Annotated in this window: 17 protein-coding genes and 1 other RNA gene; 1 reads left to right on the top strand and 17 read right to left on the bottom strand. The window is 71.0% G+C overall.

All coding sequences use genetic code 11. The annotated features are described in order from the left end of the window. Positions 1-11: 11 nt before the first annotated feature. The 17 genes from KZC57_RS05985 to KZC57_RS06065 all read right to left on the bottom strand — a co-directional run bounded on the left by KZC57_RS05985 (position 12) and on the right by KZC57_RS06065 (position 19,833). Complete coding sequence (locus KZC57_RS05985; protein WP_247641263.1) at positions 12-1,289, bottom strand: alpha-hydroxy acid oxidase; 1,278 nt, start codon at positions 1,287-1,289, stop codon at positions 12-14. 10 nt (positions 1,290-1,299) lie between these two features. Further along, complete coding sequence (locus KZC57_RS05990; protein ID WP_247641264.1) at positions 1,300-2,022, bottom strand: FadR/GntR family transcriptional regulator; 723 nt, start codon at positions 2,020-2,022, stop codon at positions 1,300-1,302. A 173-nt stretch (positions 2,023-2,195) separates the two neighbouring features. Further along, positions 2,196-2,849, bottom strand: a complete 654-nt coding sequence (locus KZC57_RS05995) for a thymidine kinase (protein WP_060921881.1) — start codon at positions 2,847-2,849, stop codon at positions 2,196-2,198. Positions 2,850-2,858: 9 nt separating this feature from the next. Continuing rightward, entirely contained in the window at positions 2,859-4,331 is a 1,473-nt protein-coding gene (locus KZC57_RS06000; RefSeq protein WP_060921882.1) for a malate:quinone oxidoreductase, read from the bottom strand. A 46-nt stretch (positions 4,332-4,377) separates the two neighbouring features. After that, positions 4,378-5,448 (bottom strand): aspartate-semialdehyde dehydrogenase, encoded by a 1,071-nt coding sequence (locus tag KZC57_RS06005; RefSeq protein WP_247641265.1) that lies wholly within the window; start codon positions 5,446-5,448, stop codon positions 4,378-4,380. 353 nt (positions 5,449-5,801) lie between these two features. Further along, on the bottom strand, positions 5,802-7,082 hold the full coding sequence (locus KZC57_RS06010; protein WP_025104257.1) for an aspartate kinase: 1,281 nt from the start codon (positions 7,080-7,082) through the stop codon (positions 5,802-5,804). Positions 7,083-7,163: 81 nt separating this feature from the next. Next, entirely contained in the window at positions 7,164-8,078 is a 915-nt protein-coding gene (locus KZC57_RS06015) for a DMT family transporter (protein ID WP_060921884.1), read from the bottom strand. Then, a complete protein-coding gene (gene recR, locus KZC57_RS06020) occupies positions 8,075-8,668 on the bottom strand; it encodes a recombination mediator RecR (RefSeq protein ID WP_025104255.1) in 594 nt (197 codons plus the stop codon). The genes KZC57_RS06015 and recR overlap by 4 nt, the downstream gene beginning before the upstream one ends. Next, positions 8,668-10,956, bottom strand: coding sequence for a DNA polymerase III subunit gamma and tau (locus tag KZC57_RS06025; protein ID WP_247641266.1), 2,289 nt, complete (start codon positions 10,954-10,956; stop codon positions 8,668-8,670). Before KZC57_RS06025 ends, recR begins: the two co-directional genes overlap by 1 nt. Positions 10,957-11,082: 126 nt before the next feature. Beyond that, positions 11,083-13,590 (bottom strand): glycoside hydrolase family 65 protein, encoded by a 2,508-nt coding sequence (locus KZC57_RS06030; protein ID WP_060923292.1) that lies wholly within the window; start codon positions 13,588-13,590, stop codon positions 11,083-11,085. Next, positions 13,587-14,345, bottom strand: a complete 759-nt coding sequence (locus tag KZC57_RS06035) for a beta-phosphoglucomutase family hydrolase (RefSeq protein WP_217584241.1) — start codon at positions 14,343-14,345, stop codon at positions 13,587-13,589. The genes KZC57_RS06030 and KZC57_RS06035 overlap by 4 nt, the downstream gene beginning before the upstream one ends. A gap of 99 nt (positions 14,346-14,444) precedes the next feature. Continuing rightward, the gene (locus KZC57_RS06040) at positions 14,445-15,665 is read right to left on the bottom strand and encodes an acetate/propionate family kinase (protein WP_144882400.1); all 1,221 of its coding nucleotides are present in this window, start codon (positions 15,663-15,665) and stop codon (positions 14,445-14,447) included. Then, the gene (pta, locus tag KZC57_RS06045; RefSeq protein WP_247641267.1) at positions 15,662-17,791 is read right to left on the bottom strand and encodes a phosphate acetyltransferase; all 2,130 of its coding nucleotides are present in this window, start codon (positions 17,789-17,791) and stop codon (positions 15,662-15,664) included. The genes KZC57_RS06040 and pta overlap by 4 nt, the downstream gene beginning before the upstream one ends. Before the next feature lie 62 nt (positions 17,792-17,853). Beyond that, positions 17,854-18,552, bottom strand: coding sequence for a hypothetical protein (locus KZC57_RS06050; protein ID WP_247641268.1), 699 nt, complete (start codon positions 18,550-18,552; stop codon positions 17,854-17,856). Further along, positions 18,549-19,157: a rhomboid family intramembrane serine protease gene (locus KZC57_RS06055; RefSeq protein WP_247641269.1), complete on the bottom strand. Its 609-nt coding sequence runs from the start codon at positions 19,155-19,157 to the stop codon at positions 18,549-18,551. Before KZC57_RS06055 ends, KZC57_RS06050 begins: the two co-directional genes overlap by 4 nt. 48 nt (positions 19,158-19,205) lie before the next feature. After that, an RNA gene (ffs, locus tag KZC57_RS06060) (signal recognition particle sRNA small type) lies at positions 19,206-19,302 on the bottom strand. A gap of 63 nt (positions 19,303-19,365) precedes the next feature. Beyond that, positions 19,366-19,833 carry a hypothetical protein gene (locus tag KZC57_RS06065; protein WP_157547022.1) on the bottom strand — a complete coding sequence of 156 codons (468 nt, stop codon included), beginning with the start codon at positions 19,831-19,833 and terminating at the stop codon, positions 19,366-19,368. Positions 19,834-20,094: 261 nt separating this feature from the next. Between KZC57_RS06065 and KZC57_RS06070 the strand changes: the two genes are divergently transcribed. After that, positions 20,095-21,084, top strand: coding sequence for a MoxR family ATPase (locus KZC57_RS06070; RefSeq protein WP_247641270.1), 990 nt, complete (start codon positions 20,095-20,097; stop codon positions 21,082-21,084).

Below are 21,084 nucleotides of genomic sequence, written 5' to 3' on the forward strand. Positions count from 1 at the left end.
GTGCAGGTGGGTCAGTGCACCTCGACGCCGGCCCCGCGGGAGACGGGCACCAGACGAGTGAGCTGAGTCACGTGCCCGGGCTCGAGCTCCGCCAGGGACGCGACGCCCAGCAGCCGCATCGTGCGCTCGATCTCGCCGCGCAGGATGGCGATGGTGCGGTCGACGCCCTGGCGACCTCCCGCCATCAGGCCGTACAGGTACGCGCGCCCGATCAGCGTGAAGTCGGCACCGAGCGCGACGGATGCCACGATATCGGCGCCGTTCATGATGCCGGTGTCGATCATGACCGTGAAGTCGTCGCCGACCGCCCGACGGACCTCGGGCAGGAGGTGGAACGGGATCGGGGCGCGGTCGAGCTGGCGTCCACCGTGGTTCGACAGCACGATGCCGTCCACGCCCGCGTCGCGCAGGCGCACGGAGTCCTCGACGTTCTGCACGCCCTTGATGACGATCTTGCCGGGCCAGATGTCGCGGATGACCGCGAGGTCGTCGTAGCTGATCGTCGGATCCATCGCCGCGTCGAGGAGCTCGCCGACGGTGCCGCCGGTCGTGCTCAGCGAAGCGAACTCGAGCTTCGGGGTGGTCAGGAAGTCGAACCACCACCAGGGCCGCGGGATGGCGTTGATGATCGTGCCGAGGGTGAGCTGCGGGGGGATGCTGAAGCCGTTGCGCTTGTCGCGGAGACGGGCGCCGGCGACAGGGGTGTCGACCGTGAACTGCAGGGTGTCGAAGCCGGCGGCGGCGGCGCGACGGGCGAGCTCGTACGAGATCTCGCGGTCGCGCATGACGTAGAGCTGGAACCAGTTCCGACCGGGCACGGGGCCCTGCGGCTCCCGGACCGTCGCCGCCTTGACGTCCTCGATCGAGGTGGTCCCGAGGGTGGACAGCGTGAACGGGATACCTGCGGCGGCCGCGGCTCCGGCGCCCGCGACCTCACCCTCGGTCTGCATGAGCCGGGTGAAGCCGGTCGGCGCGATGCCGAACGGGAGCGCAGACGGACCGCCGAGGATGTCGACGGCCGTGTCGACGTCCGGCGCCGGCTTGAGGATGCCGGGGTGGAACTCCACGTCCTGGAACGCCTGGCGTGCCCGGCTCAGCGACAGCTCGCCCTCAGCGGCGCCGTCGGTGTAGTCGAAGGCGGCCTTGGGTGTGCGGCGCTTGGCGATCGTGCGCAGATCGTCGATGGTGAGCGCGGCGTCGAGGCGGCGCTTGCGCCCGTCGAGCTCGGGCTTCTTGAACTTCATGAGCTCCAACAGCTCGGCGGGGTTGGGGAGCTGGCGCTGGACCATGTTCTGCCTCTCAGTTCTGCGGGGTGGCGGCGCGGGTGAGGCCCGCGGCGGTGTAGTAGCCGGTGATGTGGGCGCGCACCAGGCGCCGGGCGGTGTCGATCTCGCCCGCGTCGATCGCTGCGACCAGCGCACGGTGCTCGGACCGCAGGCGGTCGGCCATGCGGTCCCAGTCATCGACGGTCGCCGCGCCCGCGAGCACGTACGACTCGATGGCGGAGCGGAGTCCCGCCATCATCGCCGCGATGACCGTGTTGCCACTGCCCTCCGCGAGGGAGAGGTGCAGCTGCGCGTCGAGGGCCAGGAACTCGGCCGGAGTGAGGGCGCCGTCGTCCATCGCGGTGAGCAGCTCGTGCGCCCGCACGGTGTCCCGCTGGGCCGCCGACGACATCGCCTCCACGACCGCATCCTCCAGGACCAGTCGCGTGCGGACGACATCGTCGAGGGGGAAGCCCTGCGCGGCCACCTGGAGCCTCAGGAGCGCGGACATCCCGCCAGTGGGGGTGGCGATCACGATGGCGCCCGCCTGGGGGCCCGAGCCGGTGGCGGTGCGGATGAGTCCGAGCACCTCGAGCACGCGGAACGCCTCCCGGACGCTCGATCGTCCGACGCCGAGGTCGCTCGCGAGGTCCCGTTCGGACGGCAGCCGGTCCCCCGGGCCGAGACGACCGTCGAGCAGGTCACGCTCGATGTGCTCGAGCACGAGTCGCCATGCGCGCGCCGGCTGCTCCGTCATCTCGCCTCCTGTGGTCAGACCACAGGTTAGCGTGTGTGGTCAGACCACGCAACGCGGCGATGCTGCGCGCATGAGCCACCCCTTTTCGCGCGTCCCGGCCCGGTGCGTACGCACGCAGAGGGGTGGGGCGACCGGAAGGGGGTGGGGCCAGCGGAAGGGGGTGGGTCAGCGGGTCAGCCGAGGCGGCCGCCGGACTCCTCCAGGTAGCAGGTGCCGCACAGCGACTCGTAGGTCGTGAGCTCGGGCGAGGCGGAGCCGTCGGCGCCCTCGTCGATCGCGACCTGGTCGCCGTCGAACACGAAGCGGCCGCCGACCACGCGGCCGTTGAACACCGCCTTGCGCCCGCAGCGGCAGATCGTCTTGAGCTCTTCCAGGGAGTGCGCGATGGCCAGAAGGCGGGCGGAGCCGGGGAACGCGTGGGTGCGGAAGTCGTTGCGGATGCCGTAGGCCATCACCGGGATGCCGTCCTCCACCGCGATACGGAAAAGGTCATCGATCTGTGTCGGCGTGAGGAACTGCGCCTCGTCGATGAGGAGACAGGCCACGTCGACCGGGCCCGTCGGGAGGAGCTCCTCCTCCGTGGACCGCCGCATGCGCTCGCGGTGGACCGCGAAGAGCGCGCGGGCGTCGTCGTCCGGACCGATGAGGAAGTCGACGGGTCGCGTGACCCCGAGGCGACTCTCGATCTCGCCGGCGCCCTTGGTGTCGATCGCGGGCTTGGCGAGCAGCACATGCTGGCCGCGTTCCTCGTAGTTGTACGCAGCCTGAAGCAGGGCAGTCGACTTGCCCGAGTTCATCGCGCCGTAGCGGAAGTAGAGCTTCGCCACGGTCCGGGGTCAGGCGTTGATGCCGAGGACGGCGGCGGTCGCGGTGGTCGACTCCTCCGCGAGCTCCGCGTCGCCGTTGAGCTTCCGGCCGAAGGTGGGGATGAGGTCGCGCAGCTGCGACTCCCAGCCCGGGTACTCGCCGGGGAAGCACTTCTTCAACAGGTCGAGCATGATCGGCACGGCGGTCGAAGCCCCGGGGGATGCTCCGAGGAGACCGGCGATCGAGCCGTCGCCCGAGGCGACCACCTCGGTGCCGAACTGCAGCACGCCGCCCTTCTTCGGGTCCTTCTTCATGACCTGGGCGCGCTGACCGGCGTCGATGAGCGTCCAGTCCTCGTCCTTGGCCGTCGGCATGAACGTGCGGAGGCTGTCGACCTTCTTGCGGTGGTTCTTCATCAGCTCGCTGATGAGGTACGTGATGAGGTCGGGGTTGGCGAAGGCGACCCGCAGCATCGGCCAGAGGTTGTGCGGCCGGACCTGCGTGACGATGTCGAGCATCGAGCCGTTCTTGAGGAACTTCGGGCTGAACGTCGCGAACGGCCCGAACATCAGCGACGCCTCGCCGTCGACGACACGCGTGTCGAGGTGCGGGACCGACATCGGCGGCGCGCCGACCGAGGCCTGCGAGTAGACCTTCGCCTTGTGCTGCGCGACGATCTTCGGGTTCGTCGTCTTGAGGAACTGGCCACCGATCGGGAAGACGCCGTAGCCCTTGATCTCAGGGATGCCGGAATTCTGCAGGAGCTTCAGCGCCCAGCCACCGGCGCCGACGAACACGAACTTGGCCTTGATCTCGTTCGGGGTGCGGCCGACCGTCGTGCGGTACTTGATGAGCCAGGTGCCGTCCTTCTGACGCTTGAGCGACTTGACCTCGTGGTTGGTGCGCACGGCGACGCCCGACTCACGCAGGTGATCGAACAGCTGGTGCGTGAGGGCACCGAAGTCGACGTCGGTGCCGGCGGGCACCCGGGTCGCCGCGAACGGCTCGCCCTTCCGCCGCTTCTGCATGAGGAGCGGCGCCCACTGATTGATGACGCGGGAGTCTTCGCTGTACTCGATGCCGGCGAACAGCGGCTGCTCCTTGAGCACCTCGTAACGCTTCTTGAGGTACGCCACATCCTTCTCGCCCCGCACGAACGTCATGTGCGGCGTCGCGTTGATGAAGGTCGACGGCTCGTCCAGCACGCCCTTCTCGACGAGAGAGGACCAGAACTGGCGGCTCTGCTGGAACTGCTCGTTGATCGAGATCGCCTTGGCGGGGTCGAGCGGAGCGTCGCCCTGCTGCGGCATGTAGTTCAGCTCACACAGCGCGGCGTGCCCGGTCCCGGCGTTGTTCCAGGGGTTGGAGCTCTCCTGCGCCACGTCCGACAGCCGCTCGAAGGCGACGATCTTCCAGTCCGGCTGCAGCTCGTGCAGCAGGGTACCCAGGGTGGCGCTCATGATGCCACCGCCGATCAGGACGACATCGACGTTTTCAGTCACCTGAACAGTCTAGTTCGCGGCCAGGACACCGCAGACCATGCGGCCCTCAGGAGACCGGAGCGAGCCGCTCCGCGAGGACCTCGGCGATCTGCACCGCGTTCAGCGCCGCTCCCTTGCGGAGGTTGTCGTTGCTGATGAAGAGCACGAGCCCCTTGCCCTCCGGAGCCGACTGGTCGGCACGGATGCGGCCCACGAAGCTCGGGTCCTTGCCCGCGGCCTGCAGCGGGGTCGGCACCTCGTCGAGCACGACGCCGGGCGCCGCGCTCAGCACCTCCCTGGCGCGCTCGGGCGTCAGGTCGCGGGAGAACTCGGCGTGGATGGACAGCGAGTGACCCGTGAACACGGGCACGCGGACGCAGGTGCCGGCGACGCGCAGGTCGGGCAGCTCCAGGATCTTCCTGCTCTCGTTGCGGAGCTTCTTCTCCTCGTCGGTCTCGTTGTCTCCGTCGTCCACGAGGTTGCCCGCGAGCGGGATCACGTCGAAGGCGATCGGCGCGACGTACTTCTCGGGCTCGGGGAAGTCGACCGCGGAGCCGTCGTGCACGAGGCGGAGGGTGTCGCCCTGCGCGAGCACGCCCTCGACCTGGCCGAGCAGCTCCTGCGCGCCCGCGAGTCCGGAGCCGGACACCGCCTGGTAGGTCGACACGATCAGGCGCTCCAGGCCGGCCTCGGCGTCGAGGACCTTCAGCACCGGCATCGCCGCCATCGTGGTGCAGTTCGGGTTCGCGATGATGCCCTTGGGCCGGTCGTCGATCGCGTGCGGGTTGACCTCGCTGACCACGAGGGGGACCTCGGGATCCATCCGCCAGGCGCTCGAGTTGTCGACGACCACGGCACCGGCCTCGGCGAAGCGGGGGGCGTAGGCACGGCTGGCAGTGGCACCGGCGGAGAACAGGGCGATGTCGATACCGGACGGGTCGGCGGCCTCGACATCCTCGACGATGACCGTCTGTCCGCCGAACTCGATCGACGTTCCCGCGGAACGCGCCGAGGAGAACAGCCGCAGCTCGCGGATCGGGAACGAACGCTCCGCGAGAATCTCGCGCATCACGGTGCCCACCTGGCCGGTGGCGCCGACGATGGCGACGGAGAGTCCTGATTCGGAGATGCGGGTCATGATGTTCCTTGGCTTCGTGCGGTACGGCGTACGAGGCTTCGGGCGCGGCGTCGGGATGCTGATGCTGCGCCTGGCGCCGGTGTCAGGGTTTCCGCGAGTCTATCGCGCTGCGACCACCCCGAAGCCCGTCCGTTTCACGAAGGCAGGCGCCCCCGGCGAATCAGGCGAACGCGGGACAACAGGCGCGCGTGGACAGGGCCGCCTAAACCCGCGCGAACGCCTGAGCTGGCGTGGACCCCGGGACAACAGGCAGACCCGCGACAGCAGGCGAACGCGGGACAACAGGCACGCGCGCACAGCACAGCCTGAACCCGCGCGAACGCCTGTGCTGGCGTAGCGCGCTGGCGTGGGGGTCAGCGACCGGTGCCGGCGTGGACCGTGGCCTCCGCGTCGCCGTCGAGACCGTAGGCGGTGTGCACGGTGCGGGCGGCCTCGGTGAGGTCGGTGTCGCGGAGCACGACCGAGATGCGGATCTCCGACGTGGAGATCATCTCGATGTTGATGCCGCCGGCGGACAGCGCCTCGAACAGGGTCGCCGAGACACCGGAATGCGTGCGCATCCCCGCGCCGACCACGGACAGCTTGCCGATCTGGTCGTCGTGGATGAGGTTCTGGAAGCCGACCTCGGTCTGCTCGCCGGCGAGCGCCTTGAGCGCGGCAGCGGCGTCGGCCTTCGGGACCGTGAAGGAGATGTCCGTGCGCCCCGTGGCCGAGACGTTCTGCACGATCATGTCGACGTTGGCGCCGGACTTCGCGACGATCTTGAAGATCTCGGCGGCCTTGCCCGGGACGTCGGGCACCCCGGCGACGGTGATCTTGGCCTGGCTGAAGTCGGTGGCGACGCCGGCGACGATCGGTTCTTCCATGACTGCTCCCTCGGCTTCGCGAGGGTTCTTCATGCCCTCGCCCAGAACGTATGTACCCTCGGCCGACGAGAACGTCGACCGGGCGTGGATGAGGACGCCGTGCCGGCGGGCGTACTCCACGGCACGGATGTACAGGACCTTGGCGCCGTTGGCGGCGAGCTCCAGCATCTCCTCGCTGGAGACGTGGTCGAGCTTCTGCGCCTTCGGGATCACGCGCGGGTCGGCGGTGAAGATGCCGTCCACATCGCTGTAGATCTCGCAGACGTCGGCCGACAGCGCGGCCGCCAGCGCGACGGCCGTCGTGTCCGACCCGCCCCGGCCGAGCGTGGTGATGTCGCGGGTGTCGCGATTGAACCCCTGGAAGCCGGCGACGATGACGATCGCGCCCTCGTCGAGGGCTTCGCGGAGCCGCACGGGTGTGACGTCGACGATGCGCGCCGCCCCGTGCTGCGAGTCGGTGATCATGCCGGCCTGGCTGCCGGTGAACGACCGCGCCTCGAAGCCCATGGAGTGGATCGCCATCGCCAGCAGCGCCATCGAGATCCGCTCGCCGCTGGAGAGGAGCATGTCGAGCTCGCGCGGGGCGGGGATCGGCGCGACCTCGTTCGCGAGGTCCAGCAGCTCATCGGTCGTGTCGCCCATGGCGCTCACGGCGACGACGACGTCGTGACCGGCGCGACGGGTGTCGACGATGCGCTTGGCGACGCGCTTGATGCTCTCTGCGTCGGCGACGGACGAGCCGCCGTACTTCTGCACGATGAGGGCCACGTTCACTCCCTGGGATGTCGGGCGGATCCGCCCACGGTCATTCTACGATCGGCGCGCATGCCGCCCCGCGCATGTGACGGCTCAGGCGGGGGCGGGCGGAACGGGCGTCATCGGGCGCAGCCGCCCTCCGGTGGCGGCGAACCAGCACCCGATGATGATCAGCGGGAATCCGAGGAGGAGTCCCGGGGTGAGGGGTTCGGCGAGCACGATGGCCCCGAGCACGATCGCCACGACCGGGTTCACGTAGGTGAACAGCGGTGCCCTGACCGGTCCGACCTCGCGGATCAGCGCGAAGAAGGCCAGGAACGCCAATGCCGTGCAGATGACGGCGAGAGCGAGCAGCGCGCCGATCGATGGGAGCGTCGGCACTTCGTGCTGTGTGAGCAGACCGATCGGGAGATAGAAGATGCCGATCATCAGCAGGGACAGCGTGATCGTGCCGAGCGAGGGCACGTCGTTCAGCTTGCGCGCCACGATGAACGGCGCGATCGCGTACAGCACCGCGACGAGCAGCACCTCCCCGGCCGCGAGCAGGCTCACCTCTCCCCCGAAGAGCCCCGGCCCCGCCACGACGATGGCCACACCGATGAAGCCGACCAGAAGACCGATGCCGCGGGCGGGACGCAGCACGCCGCGGTCGCCGCCGCCCAGCGCGATGAGGGCGGCGAACAGCGGCACCGTGGCCACGAGGAGTCCGGTCATGCCGGAGGGCAGCGTCATCTCGGCATGCCCGAGGAGGAGGAACGGTCCGGCCATCTCCACAGCCCCGAAGGCCAGCACCCACGGCCAGTGCCGCAGCGCCGCACGGAGGGCGCCGCTGCGCAGGGCGAACGGCAGCAGGAGGAGCGCGGCGATCAGTGTCCGTCCGGCGACGATCGCCGGCGGGGAGATCGAATCCACCGCCACGCTGATGAAGAGGTAGGGCACGCCCCAGAGCAGGGCCATGACCCCGAAGAGCAGCCAGCCCCGGCGGGAGAAGCCGGACTGCGGGGTCACAGCACGCGCCGGCCCTCGAAGGCCCGGCCGAGCGTCACCTCGTCCGCGTACTCGAGGTCGCCGCCGACCGGGAGGCCCGAGGCGAGCCGCGAGACCGTGATCTGCATCGTCGTCAGGAGCCGGCTCAGGTAGCTCGCCGTCGCCTCCCCCTCCAGATTGGGGTTCGTGGCGATGATGACCTCCTGCACGGTGCCGTCGGCGAGCCGCGTCATGAGCTGGGCGATCCGGAGGTCGTCCGGCCCGATGCCCGCGATGGGGCTGATCGCGCCGCCGAGCACGTGGTACAGGCCGCGGAACTCCCGCGTGCGCTCGATCGCCGCGACGTCCTTCGCGTCCTCGACCACGCAGATCAGCGCCTGGTTGCGGCGGGGGTCGCGACAGATCGCGCAGCGTTCCTGCTCCGCGACGTTGCCGCAGATCTCGCAGAAGCGGACCCGGATGCGGATCTCGGTCAGCAGCTCGGCGAGACGGGCGACGTCGAACGTCGGCGTCTGCAAGATGTGGAACGCGATGCGCTGCGCCGATTTCGGGCCGATCCCGGGAAGGCGGCCGAACTCGTCGATCAGCTCTTGGACGATGCCGTCGTACATCAGGAGAACCTCGTGGGGGGCTCGTAGGGCTCTTCGCGAAGGAACGTCGCGCCGAGCACCTGGCGGATCACGGCCTCTCCGTAGCGCTGCACGCCGCCGGCGGCGGGGGTGCGCTCGACGACGACCGGTGGAGCGGCCGCGGGGGTCGTACGGGCGGCCGCCTGCGGGGCCGCCGCCGGAGTCGCACGTGGGGAGGGAGGGCGGTCGTACGGAGCCGGGGGCTCGTAGGCCGGATCGTACGGCGGCTCCTCGTCGAACGCGGGAGCGTCGTCGTCGCCGGGCAGCGGCGGCTCATCGCGATCGATCCTGCCGTCGGTCGGCGGGGTCGGGGCGGCGGAGGCGGCCTCGACCTCCTCCGGCTCCTCGTCGACGGCGAGGGGCGCGGCGGGCGCGGCGGCTGCTGTCGTCGGGATGGGTGCGACCGCCCACTCCGTCACGGGGGCGGCGGCGGCGCGGGTCTGCGGGCGGGAGGGACGCGCTGACGCAGGCTCCGATGCGGGAGCGGTGTCGGCCGGGGCGCTGGACGCCGAGGAGGCGGGCTGCCGCGGCGCACCGCCGGACGGCATCGGGGCCGGCAGGTACTTGACCCGCACCCCGACCTCCTGCTCGATGGCCGTGCGGAGGTGGTCGGACGGTCCGGAGCCCGGCGTGGTCCCCTTGAACTTCGCGACGTCGTGCTGACTCGTGAATCCGAGGGTCAGCACCTCGGACTCGCCGTCGTAGGCCAGCGGCTGCACGGCGGTGGCGAGCAGCCAGGACGTGCGGCTGATGCCTTCGAGGCGCTTCAGCACGGCGGGCCAGGCGTCGCTGACACGGTCGAACGTGACGGGGGCGGACGGCGCGGCGGACGACTTTGGGGCCGGAGCGGGCGCAGGTTCCGGGGAGGGCTCGGGCTCTGCGGCCGGCGCAGGAGCGGAGGCCGCCGGCGCAGGAGCGGAGGCCGCCGGCGCAGGAGCGGACGGGGCCGGCGCGGACGCGGACGGGGCCGGTGCGGACGAGGTCGCTGCCGATGCCGTGGGCGTCGCCGTCTCGGGCGCCGACGCGGTCTCGGGCTCGGGCGGGACAGCCGCCGAGGGCGGGGCGGACACCGGCGGGATCACCGGCGGATGCGTCGTCGCCGGCGGGTGCAGCGCGCCCGACGCCGAGGAGCCGGACAGGGCCGAGCCACCGGGAGCGGCAGCGAGCACCCGGGCGACCATGAGCTCGAGGTGGAGTCGCGGTGACGTGGCGCCGGACATGTCGTCGAGCGCCGCGCTGACCACGTCGGCCGTGCGGGAGAGCCGCGCGGCGCCGAAGGACTCGGCCTGGCGGCGCATCCGGTCGAGCTCGTCCTCGGCGATGCCGCGGAGCACGGCGGAGGCGCCGGAGCCGACGGCGGCGATGACGATGAGGTCGCGCAGGCGCTCCAGGAGGTCGTCGACGAAGCGCCGCGGGTCCTGTCCGGTCTGCACCACGCGGTCGATGGCCGGGAAGGCGGTCGCGGCGTCGCCCGCGGCCAGCGCATCGACGATCTCGTCGAGGAGCGCCCCGTGGGTGTACCCGAGCAGCGCCACCGCGCGCGCGTAGCCGACCGTGACGGTCTCCGAGCCAGCCGGGGCGTCCGAGCCCGCGATCAGCTGATCCAGCAGCGACAGCGTGTCGCGGGGAGAGCCTCCCCCGGCGCGGACGACGAGCGGCAGCACACCCTGCTCGACGATGACGCCCTCTTCCGCACACAGCTTCTCGACGTACTCGAGCATCGCGGCGGGCGGCACCAGCCGGAACGGGTAGTGATGCGTGCGCGAGCGGATCGTGCCCAGCACCTTCTCGGGCTCCGTCGTGGCGAAGATGAACTTGACGTGCGGCGGGGGCTCCTCCACCAGCTTCAGCAGCGCGTTGAAGCCCTGCGGGGTGACCATGTGTGCCTCGTCGAGGATGAAGATCTTGAAGCGGTCACGGCTCGGGGCGAAGGTCGCCCGCTCGCGGAGGTCGCGGGCGTCGTCGACGCCGTTGTGGCTCGCCGCGTCGATCTCGACGACGTCGAGCGATCCGCCACCGGCCCGGGACAGCTCGACGCAGCTCGGGCACGTCCCGCACGGGGTGTCGGTCGGCCCTTCCGCGCAGTTGAGGCAACGGGCGAGGATCCGCGCCGAGGTGGTCTTGCCGCAGCCGCGAGGGCCGGAGAACAGATAGGCGTGACCCACACGGTCGCCGCGCAGCGCGGTCATGAGCGGATCGGTCACCTGAGACTGCCCGATCATCTCGCCGAACGTCTCGGGTCGGTAGCGGCGGTAGAGGGCTGTGGTCACCCCTCCAGCCTACGGCGTGCCACCGACGTTGCTCCCCTCTCACTCGACCCGGCCCCTTTCACGCGAGCCACCCCCTTGCGGACGTCCGCAAAGGGGTGGGGCACACGCAAAGGGGTGGGTCGGCGGTCAGTCGATCGTCTCGATGACGGGGATCGCGCTCGTGATCACCGGAACCGAGGCGGAGAGCCGCGTGCCGTCGTCGCGGCGGGCGTCGGCGAACTCCTGCAGGGTCGGGCGTCCGGGGATCACGGGTCCCTGGTTCGCGAGCGGGACGATGACCTCGTCCTCCAGGGTCGCGATGTACGCGTTGTCCCGCACGCTGAACGGCACCGGAGGTCCGCTGCGCACCTCGACGCGCAGCTCGTGCCGTGTGACGGTCACCTGCATCGCGGTCCCCTGCCACTGCAGCGGGAACGACAGCGACGGCCAGGACTCGGGGAGCCGCGGGTCGAAGCTGAGGTCGCCGCCGTAGTCGCGCATGCCGCCGAAGCCACAGACGAGGGCCGTCCACACACCGCCGGCCGAGGCGACGTGCACGCCGTCGGCCGCGTTGTGGTGCAGGTCGTGCAGATCGACGAACAGCGACTGCTCGAAGTACTTCTGCGCGAGGTCCTGATAGCCCACCTCGGCCGCGAGGATCGACTGCACGACCGCCGAGAGGGTCGAGTCGCCCGTCGTCAGCGGGTCGTAGTAGTCGAAGTCGGCCTTCTTCTCCTCGGGCGAGAAGTGGTTGCCCTGGAGGAACAGCGCCAGCACGACGTCGGCCTGCTTGAGCACCTGGAAGCGGTAGATCACGAGCGGGTGGAAGTGCAGCAGCAGCGGGCGCTGGTCGGCAGGGGTGTTCGCGAGGTCCCAGACCTCCCGCTCCAGGAACAGCGAATCCTGCGGGTGGATGCCGAGGCTCTCGCTGTACGGGATGTACATCGCCTCCGCGGCCCGCTCCCAGGACTCCGCCTCACCGGAGCCGAGGCCCGTGCGCTCGACGAGGGCCGCGTAGTCCTCGGGGTAGCTGTCGCGGATCTCCCGCACGACCTTGGCCGCGTACCGGAGGTTGTATCGCGCCATGACGTTCGTGTACAGGTTGTCGTTCACGACGGTCGTGTACTCGTCCGGGCCGGTGACGCCGTGGATGTGGAACGTCTGGAGGCCGTCGCCGGCGCCGGACTGCTCGACGAGCCGCGACCCCCGCCAGAAACCGAGGGTGGCCCAGAGCCGCGCGGTCTCGATCGCGACGTCTGCACCCTCGCGGCGCAGGAAGGCCTCATCTCCGGTCGCCCGCACGTACTTGCCGAGCGCGAAGCTGATGTCGGCGTTGATGTGGTACTGCGCGGTGCCGGCGGCGTAGTAGGCCGACGCCTCCTCGCCGTTGATCGTGCGCCACGGGAACAGCGCTCCGGCCTCGTTGAGCTGGGCGGCCCGGCGGCGCGCCGCGGGGAGCATCTTCACCCTGGCGCGCAGCGCGTTGTAGGCCCACCGCGGCGTCGTGTAGGTGAGGAACGGGAGCACGTAGATCTCGGTGTCCCAGAAGTAGTGGCCGCTGTAGCCGGAGCCGGTCAGCCCCTTCGCGGGGACACCGGCGCCGTCCGCCCTGGCCGAGGCCTGCGCGAGCTGGAACAGGCACCACCGGGTGGCCTGCTGCAGGTCGTCCCGCCCGCCGATCTGCACGTCGCTGCGCTCCCAGAACGCGTCGAGCCACTCGCGCTGACGACGGAACACCGTCTCCACGCCCTCGTCCGCTGCCCGGTCGAGCGAGCGACGGCAGCGGTCGACGAGCTCCCGCGGGGGCACCCCGCGGGACGAGTGGTAGCTGACGAGCTTGGTGATCGTGATGGGGACGCCGGCCTTCGCCTGGACGCGGAAGACGTTCTTGGCGATGTCCGGCTCGATGAGCGTGCGGACGTTGTAGTCGTTCTCCGTCTCGATGATGTGATCGGCGACGACGGCGACGGTCATCCCGGAGGCGGCGACCCGATACGACAGCGCGGAGCGCAGCCCGTCCTGCCAGTGCTCCGCCGGCTCCAGCACGCGGTCCGCGATGCGCTCGGCCTTGCGCGGGTCGAAGGCGGCGCCCTTGGTCGTCATCGGGGAGCCGGCGTAGACGCCCGCCCCGTCCTGACGGTTGAGCAGCTGGCAGCTGATCGTGACCGGGGCGTTGGCGTTCTCGACGACGACCTCGAGCCGCAGCACGGCGAGGTGGCGCTCCTCGAAGCTCACGAGACGCTGATCCCGCATGCGCACCCGCTTGCCGGACGGGGTCTCCCAGACCACGCGCCGTTCCAGCACGCCGGTGCGCATGTCGAGCGTGCGGGCGTACTCGCGCACGTCCGCGTCGTCGAGGGAGATCGGCTCGTCGTCGACGTAGAGGCGCATCACCTTGGCGTCGGGGGCGTTGACGATCGTCTGGCCGACCTCGGCGAAGCCGTAGGCCTGCTCGGCGTGCCGGATCGGCCACGTCTCGTGCAGGCCGTTGATGAAGGTGCCGTGCTCCTGCGCGCCGCGCCCCTCGATGTGGTTGCCCCGGAGCCCGAGGTAGCCGTTGCCGACCGAGAACAGCGTCTCGCCGACGCCCTCCTCCGAGTAGCGCGTCTCGATGAGACGCCACGGGTCGACGGGGAAGCGGTCGCGGTCGATCATGCGGTCTCCGGGGTGTCGGTGCGGGCGGCGGGAAGCAGGACGCCGAGGTCGTCGACGACGTGGGTCGCGCCGGCGGCGCGGAGTGCGTCGGCGCCGGCGCCGCGGTCGACGCCGATGACGACGGCGTAGCCGGCGGCGGCGGCCGAAGCGGCGCCGGAGGTGGCGTCCTCGACGGCGATGCTGCGGGCCGGGTCGACGCCGAGGGCCGTGGCGCCGGCGGCGAACATGTCGGCCGCGGGCTTGGAGGCGAGGTGCTCGCGCTCGGCGACGACGCCGTCGATCACGACGCGGAAGAAGGACCGGATGCCGGCGGCCGCCAGCACCTCCTCGGCGTTCTTGGAGCTGGAGACGACGCCGAGCGGGATCCCCGCGGCGTGCAGCGCCTCGACGACGGCGAGGGAGCCGGGGAACGGAGCGATGCCCTGGCTGCGGAGGGACGTCGCGAACGCGGCGTTCTTGCGGTTGCCGATCCCGCAGATGGTCTCGGCGGACGGGTCGTCGTCCACGGATCCCCAGGGCACCTCGACGTTGCGGCTGCGCAGCAGGCTCGCGACGCCGTCGTAGCGCTTCTTGCCGTCGACGTAGGCGAAGTAGTCCTCGTCGGTGTACGGCGGCGTGATGTCCCAGCGGGCGAAGACGTCATCGAAGACCGCCTTCCAGGCGCGCATGTGCACCTCGGCGGTCGGCGTGAGGACGCCGTCGAGGTCGAACAGCACACCGTCGGCGTGGAACAGGTCGGGCAGCGCGTCTGGCACAGAGCCTCCAGGAGAAGGACGAGGGTCGGGTCGGCACCTCTCCGTGCCACTGTGCAAGCGTAATGGCGGTGGCGCGCGCGGGGTAACCCCGGACCGCGATCAGAGCAGTTCGGCCGTCTGCCTGGCGATCTGGAGCTCCTCGTCGGTGGGGACGACGAGGACCGTCACGGCCGAGGCGTCCGTCGAGATGACGCGGACGCCGCGCTCCTTCGCCTCGTTGCGGGCGGGATCGATCTCGATCCCCGCGAAGCCGAGCGTCGCCATCGCCGCCGCCCGCACGGGCGCCGCATTCTCACCGACGCCGGCGGTGAAGGACACGACGTCGACCCCGCCGAGCTGGGCGATGTAGGCGCCGGCATAGGCCCGCAGGCGGTGGACGTACACGTCGAAGGCGAGCGTGGCGGCCTCCTCCCCGGCGGCGACGCCGGCGAGGATGTCGCGCATGTCGCTGCGTCCGGCGAGTCCCGCCAGCCCGCTGCGGGTGTTCAGCAGCGCGTCGAGGTCGTCGATGGTGTAGCCGGCGCGACGGGACAGATGCACGAGAGCGGCCGGGTCGATGTCACCCGACCGCGTGCCCATGACGAGGCCCTCGAGCGGCGTGAGGCCCATCGAGGTCTCGACCGAGCGACCCCCGTCGATCGCGGTGACCGAGGCGCCGTTGCCGAGGTGGAACACGAGCTGCCGGAGGGTTCCGAGGTCGCGCCCGAGGAAGCGTGCGGCGGTCTCGCTGACGTACTGGTGGCTCGTGCCGTGGAATCCGTACCGACGGACACGGTGCTCGGCGGCGAGCGCCGCATCGATCGCGTAGGTGTAGGCCGCCGGCGGGAGCGTCTGATGGAACGCGGTGTCGAAGACCGCGACATGCGGGACGTCGGAGAACACGGCACGGGCCGCCCGGATGCCGGCGAGGTTCGCCGGATTGTGCAGCGGCGCGAGCACGGCGAGCTCGTCGATCTGCCGCTCGACGTCGGCGTCGATCAGGGTCGGCGCGTAGAAGCGCGCACCGCCGTGCACGACCCGATGTCCGACCGCGACCGGCGGATGCGCGTCGAGGGAGGGGCCGTGCGCGGCGAACTGCGCGCGCATGACCTCGAAGGCCGCGGCGTGGTCGGGGATGGCCTGTTCGTCGCGGTAGGTGGCGTCGAGCATCGTCGCCGACGGTCCGTCACCCGGCTCCGGGCGCACGGTGTGGGCGACGGGGCTGGAGTCCTGCCCGATGCGCTCGATGAGCCCACTGGCGAGCTCGTCCTCGTGCGCCGTGTCGATGAGGCTGTACTTCAGCGAGGACGACCCGCTGTTGATGACGAGGATCGCGCTCACGCCTTCTCCCCCGCTCGTTCGGCGCCCTGGGCCTGGATCGCCGTGATGGCCACCGTGTTCACGATGTCGTCGACGAGCGCGCCGCGGGACAGGTCGTTGATCGGTTTGTTGAGCCCCTGCAGCACCGGACCGATGGCCACGGCGCCGGCGGAGCGCTGCACCGCCTTGTAGGTGTTGTTGCCGGTGTTGAGATCCGGGAAGACGAACACGGTCGCGCGCCCCGCCACGGCCGAGTCCGGCAGCTTGGCCTTGGCGACCGCCGCGTCGGCGGCGGCGTCGTACTGGATCGGACCCTCCACGAGGAGTTCGGGAGCGCGCTCGCGCACGAGCGCCGTCGCCGCCCTGACCTTGTCGACGTCGGCCCCGGACCCGGACTCGCCGGTGGAGTACGACAGCATCGCCACGCGGGGGTCGATGCCGAACTGCCGGGCGGTGGTGGCGGACGAGATCGCGATGTCGGCGAGCTGCTCGGCCGTGGGATCGGGGATGACCGCGCAGTCGCCGTACACGAGCACGCGGTCGGCGAGGGCCATGAGGAACACGCTGGAGACGACGTTCACTCCCGGCTTCGTCTTGATGATCTCGAAGGACGGCCGGATCGTGTGCGCCGTGGTGTGCGCGGCACCGGAGACCATGCCGTCGGCGAGCCCGAGATGCACCATCATCGTCCCGAAGTAGGAGACGTCGGTGACGGTGTCGGCGGCCTGCGCGAGCGTGATCCCCTTGTGGGCGCGGAGCCGCGCGTACTCGGCGGCGAAGCGCTCAACGAGGGCTGGGTCGGTGGGACTCAGCACCTGCGCGCCGGCGATGTCGAGGCCGAGTTCCGTCGCCCGCGCGCGGATCGCGCCGTCGTCGCCGAGGATCGTCAGCTCCGCCACCTCGCGGGACAGCAGCGCCGCCGCCGCCCGGAGGATGCGGTCGTCGTCGCCCTCGGGGAGGACGATGTGGCGGCGGTCGGCCCGCGCACGCTCCATCAGGCCGTACTGGAACATGAGCGGCGTGACGACGTGCGCTTCCGCGAGCCCGAGCTGCTCGGTGAGCTCGGCCACGTCGATGTGCGCCTGGAAGAGTCCGAGTGCCCGGTCGTAGCGACCGCGGGAGTCGGCGGAGATGCGGCCGCGGGTGCCCATCACCCGCACCGCCGTGTCGTAGGTGCCGAGGTCGGTGGTGATGATCGGCACCGAGGAGGCGAAGCCGTCGAGCAGCTGGAGGATCGGGTCCGGCAGCGGGAACGGCCCGTTGAGGATGATCCCGGCGATCCGCGGGAACGTGCCGGAGGAGTCGGCGAGGAGGGCGGCGAGCAGCACCTCGGTGCGGTCCGCGGGGATCACGACGACGGCCTCGTCGGTGAGGCGCGGCAGGACGTTCACCATCGACATGCCGGCCACGACGATCGACAGCGCGACCGCGGTCAGACGATCCTCGTCGCCCTTGAGCAGCGTCCCGTCGACCGCGGAGACGATGCCGCGGATGGACGGCGCGACGAGCGCGCGGTCCTCGGGGAGCGCCCAGACCGGCGTGCCCTCGGGGAGGACCGACCGCACCGCGTCGACGATGGCGTCGAGCCCGTCGGGGTCGGCCCTGTTCACGGCCACCGCGAACAGCTCCGCGCGCTCCTCGGCCAGTTCCGGCAGCGCCAGGGCGGCGATCTGGCCGACGGCGGCGGCCTCCCGCGCCGTGGTCGTGCCGAGCTGCTCGGCCTGCCGCTGCTGGTCGCGTCCGCTCAGCACGAGCAGGACGGGGGCGCCGAGGTTCGCCGCGATCCGGGCATTGAAGCCGAGCTCGGCGGGGCTCGCGACGTCGGTGTAGTCGCTGCCGACGATGACGACGGCGTCGCACTGCGCCTCGACGGCCTTGAAGCGCGCGACGATGGTCGACAGCGCGCCCTCGGGATCGGCGCGCACGTCGTCGTAGGTGACGCCGATGCAGTCCTCGTACTCGAGCTGGACGCCGTCGTGGGCGAGCAGCAGCTCGAGGATCTCGTCGCGCTCGGCGACCGCGCGGGCGATCGGGCGGAACACGCCCACGCGCGGCGACACGCGCATCAGCGCATCGAGCACCCCGAGGGCGATCGTCGACTTCCCGGTGTGGCCTTCGGCCGAGGTGATGTAGATGCTCCGCGACACGGCTCCAGCTTAGGCGGGCACCCCGACACCGCACCCCGCCGCTGCCGTGACAAACGCGCGCGTCACTCGCACGGGCCGGACAGCACGTCGACGACGGCGGCCGCATCCTCCTGGTACCGCGTGTAGTAGTCCCGGTCCGTGTTCACCTGCACCCGGTGGATGGCGTGCGACGGCGCCATCGACCGCCAGTCGGGGACCCGCGCCAGGCGCTCGAAGAACAACCGGGCCGCGGTGGCGGGATCCATCCGCTGCTCCGCGCTCCCCCACCAGTCCTGCTGCTGGAAGAGGCCGATGCTCGTCGTGCGCGATCCATCCGGATTGGTCCAGCCGCGCGTCTCCCAGTCCCCGTAGTCGATGTTGCGCAGGCTGCTCTCCCCCATCGCGGTCATGACGCCGAGGATCTGGCCGTCCCGCGCGAACCCGAGCTCGTCGGCGGTGCGGATGATGGTCGCGGCGTTCTCGAGCTGTTCACCGCTCCACCCGGCGACGCCCGCCTGGGGGAAGGTCGACGGCCGGTCGAGGCAGACCGGCGCCGGATCCCTCGCCAGCCCCAGCGGGATGAGCACGAGCAGCACCGCCCCCGCGGCCACCACCGCGGCGGACACGGCGACGCGCCGCAGGATCCGCTTCCGCTGTGCGCGCCGGGCGGCCCGACGGCGGGCCTCGCGGCGTCGGCGGTTGGCGGCCTCGCGCGACGCGGCGGGCCGCCGAGTCGACGTGGTCCGCGTCCCCGTCGTCCTGCTCGTGCGCCGAGCCGTCATCGTCCGACGGCGCGGCGCTGGTCGGGACGCCGTCCGGCGAGCGCGGCTGCACCGCCCCCGATGGCACCGAACAGATGGCCCTGCCAGGACACGCCGTCCGCGACGCCGAACACCCCGGCCAGCATGGTGCCGCCGTACAGGCCGACCACGACGACCGCGATCACCGCGTAGAGGATGCGGTGCGACACGCGCCCGGGGGCGAACACCCGCATCACCACGTAGCCGAAGTACCCGAACACGAGCCCGGAGGCGCCCACGGTCAGCGTTCCGGGGGCGTTCACGAGCCAGGTCCCGAGCCCGCCGACGACCGCGACGATCACGGTGACGGCCCAGAACCGGCGCGTGCCCTCGACCGCGACCAAGCAGCCGAGCACGAGGAACGGCACGGAGTTCGCGATCAGATGCGCCCAGCTCGCGTGCAGCAGCGGGGCGAAGACGATCCCCAGGAGTCCCGCAGGGTCCCACGAGCGGATGCCGAGGCCGCTGAAGGAGCCCGGCAGCACGGCGTCCGCGAACTGCACGGCCCACATCGCCGCGAGCAGGAGCACGGGCGACGCGAATCGCCGCAGCGGATGCTCGGGCCTGGCCGACGGAGGAACGGTCACCGCTCGATTCTCGCAGGAGCACCCGGGGGCCGGCTGGACGCGGGCAAAAGAAAAGACCCTCCGCGCACCCAGCAGAGCCCGGTTACCCTTGCTGCGTTTCCGCCCTGGGGGAATTGGCCTGGATGCCGCCACGCGGAGAGCCGTCGTCCACTCTACCCGACGCCGACCGTCGCGATGACACACCCCGCTCGTCGAGAGACTGTGCAGGTCAGGGATCCATCGATGCGCGGACGGAGACGACGGACGGTTCCTCATCTGCTCGTTCGGAGAACCAGTCGACCAACTCCGACGGGCACTCGACGTCCGCGACCTGGACATCGAAGCTCCCCGGCACGCCCGACAACTCGGCGCACCCATAGACGCTTGCCGAATATCCGGCCAGGCCGGACGGGATCGAGACGTTGATGGGGAAGAACACACAGGCTGTGATCGTGTCGCCGGCACGCTGCAAGCAGTACATGGTGTTCGCTGCCCGAGCATCTGGCAGTTCCTCGAGCCCGGACAAGAGTTCGAATGTGGAAACCTCCGCGTAGTGTTCGGGGGCGGGATCGCTGCCGGTGGGGGTCGACTCCACCGCCGTGCTCATCGCAGCCACTGCGGCCCCCACATCGTTTCCGAGACGCTCTTCGGCGATTCCGCCTGTATCAGGTCCACATGCGGTGAGCATCACGGCCATCGAGAGAACCATGCACGCCTGAGCCGCCCGCGTCCTCCTCACCACTGCAGCACACCTGTCCCTGTTTGACCCGACCCCGAGCGACTGTTCACCATCCGAGCACTCAATGCATACCACCCTGCTCGACGGCGCGGTACCGGATCTGGGGCTGACCGCCGGCCCGCTGTCTGCGGGATACCGGGCAGCCCGGCATGGTCCCGTGGGCCGTGCGGAGCGTACGATCGATGCACGCGCATCGTTGCGCCGGACGAGAGGGAACGCATGCCAGAGAACGCCCCCCTGAGCCCGGTCGCGATCGACGCCGACGGATTCGCCGCCCAGACCGCGGCCATCCTCGGCTCGATCAGCCAGGTGATCGACGGGAAGCCCGAGGCCGTGCGCAGCGCCCTCGTCTGCCTTCTCGCCGAAGGCCATCTGCTCATCGAGGACGTGCCCGGCGTCGGGAAGACGATGCTGGCGCGCGCCCTCGCCGCGACCGTCGACGCCACCGTCCGGCGCATCCAGTTCACCCCTGACCTCCTGCCCGGCGACGTCACGGGGGTCTCGGTCTACAACCCCGTCGATCGCGAGTTCGAGTTCAAGCGCGGCGCCGTCTTCGCCCACATCGTCATCGCCGACGAGATCAACCGTTCCTCCCCCAAGACCCAGTCCGCACTCCTGGAGGCCATGGAGGAGGGACAGGTCACGGTCGACGGCTCCACGCATCGGCTGCCCGAACCGTTCCTCGTCGTCGCCACGCAGAACCCGCTGGAGATGGAGGGCACCTACGCGCTCCCCGAGGCGCAGCGCGACCGGTTCATGATGCGCATCTCGATGGGTTACCCCGACCCCGCGGCCGAGGCCCTCATGCTGCGGCAGCGTGACGTCGTGAACCCGCTGGCGACCGTGACCCCGGTCGCGGACGCCACCGCGATCTCCCAGCTCATCGCCTGGGCCCGGGCCGTGCACGTGGCGCCCGCGCTCGAGGAGTACGCCGTCGCCCTCGCCCAGGCGACGCGGAACGACCCCAGCCTGCACCTCGGCGCCAGCCCGCGGGCCACGTTGCAGCTCGTCCGCGCCGCGAAGGTCTGGGCCGCACTGGACGGCCGCGACTACGTCATCCCGGATGACATCACGGACCTGCTGATCCCCGTGTTCGCCCATCGGCTGCTCCCGGCCCGCGGCGCGCATCGGGCGGGCGCCCAGCCGGTCGAGGCGGCGCTCACCCAGATCGCGGAGCGCGTGCGCGTGCCCGTCGCGACCCGTTCCTGA

The organism is Microbacterium sp. KSW4-4 (genome assembly GCF_023091185.1).
Taxonomy (GTDB): domain Bacteria; phylum Actinomycetota; class Actinomycetes; order Actinomycetales; family Microbacteriaceae; genus Microbacterium; species Microbacterium paraoxydans.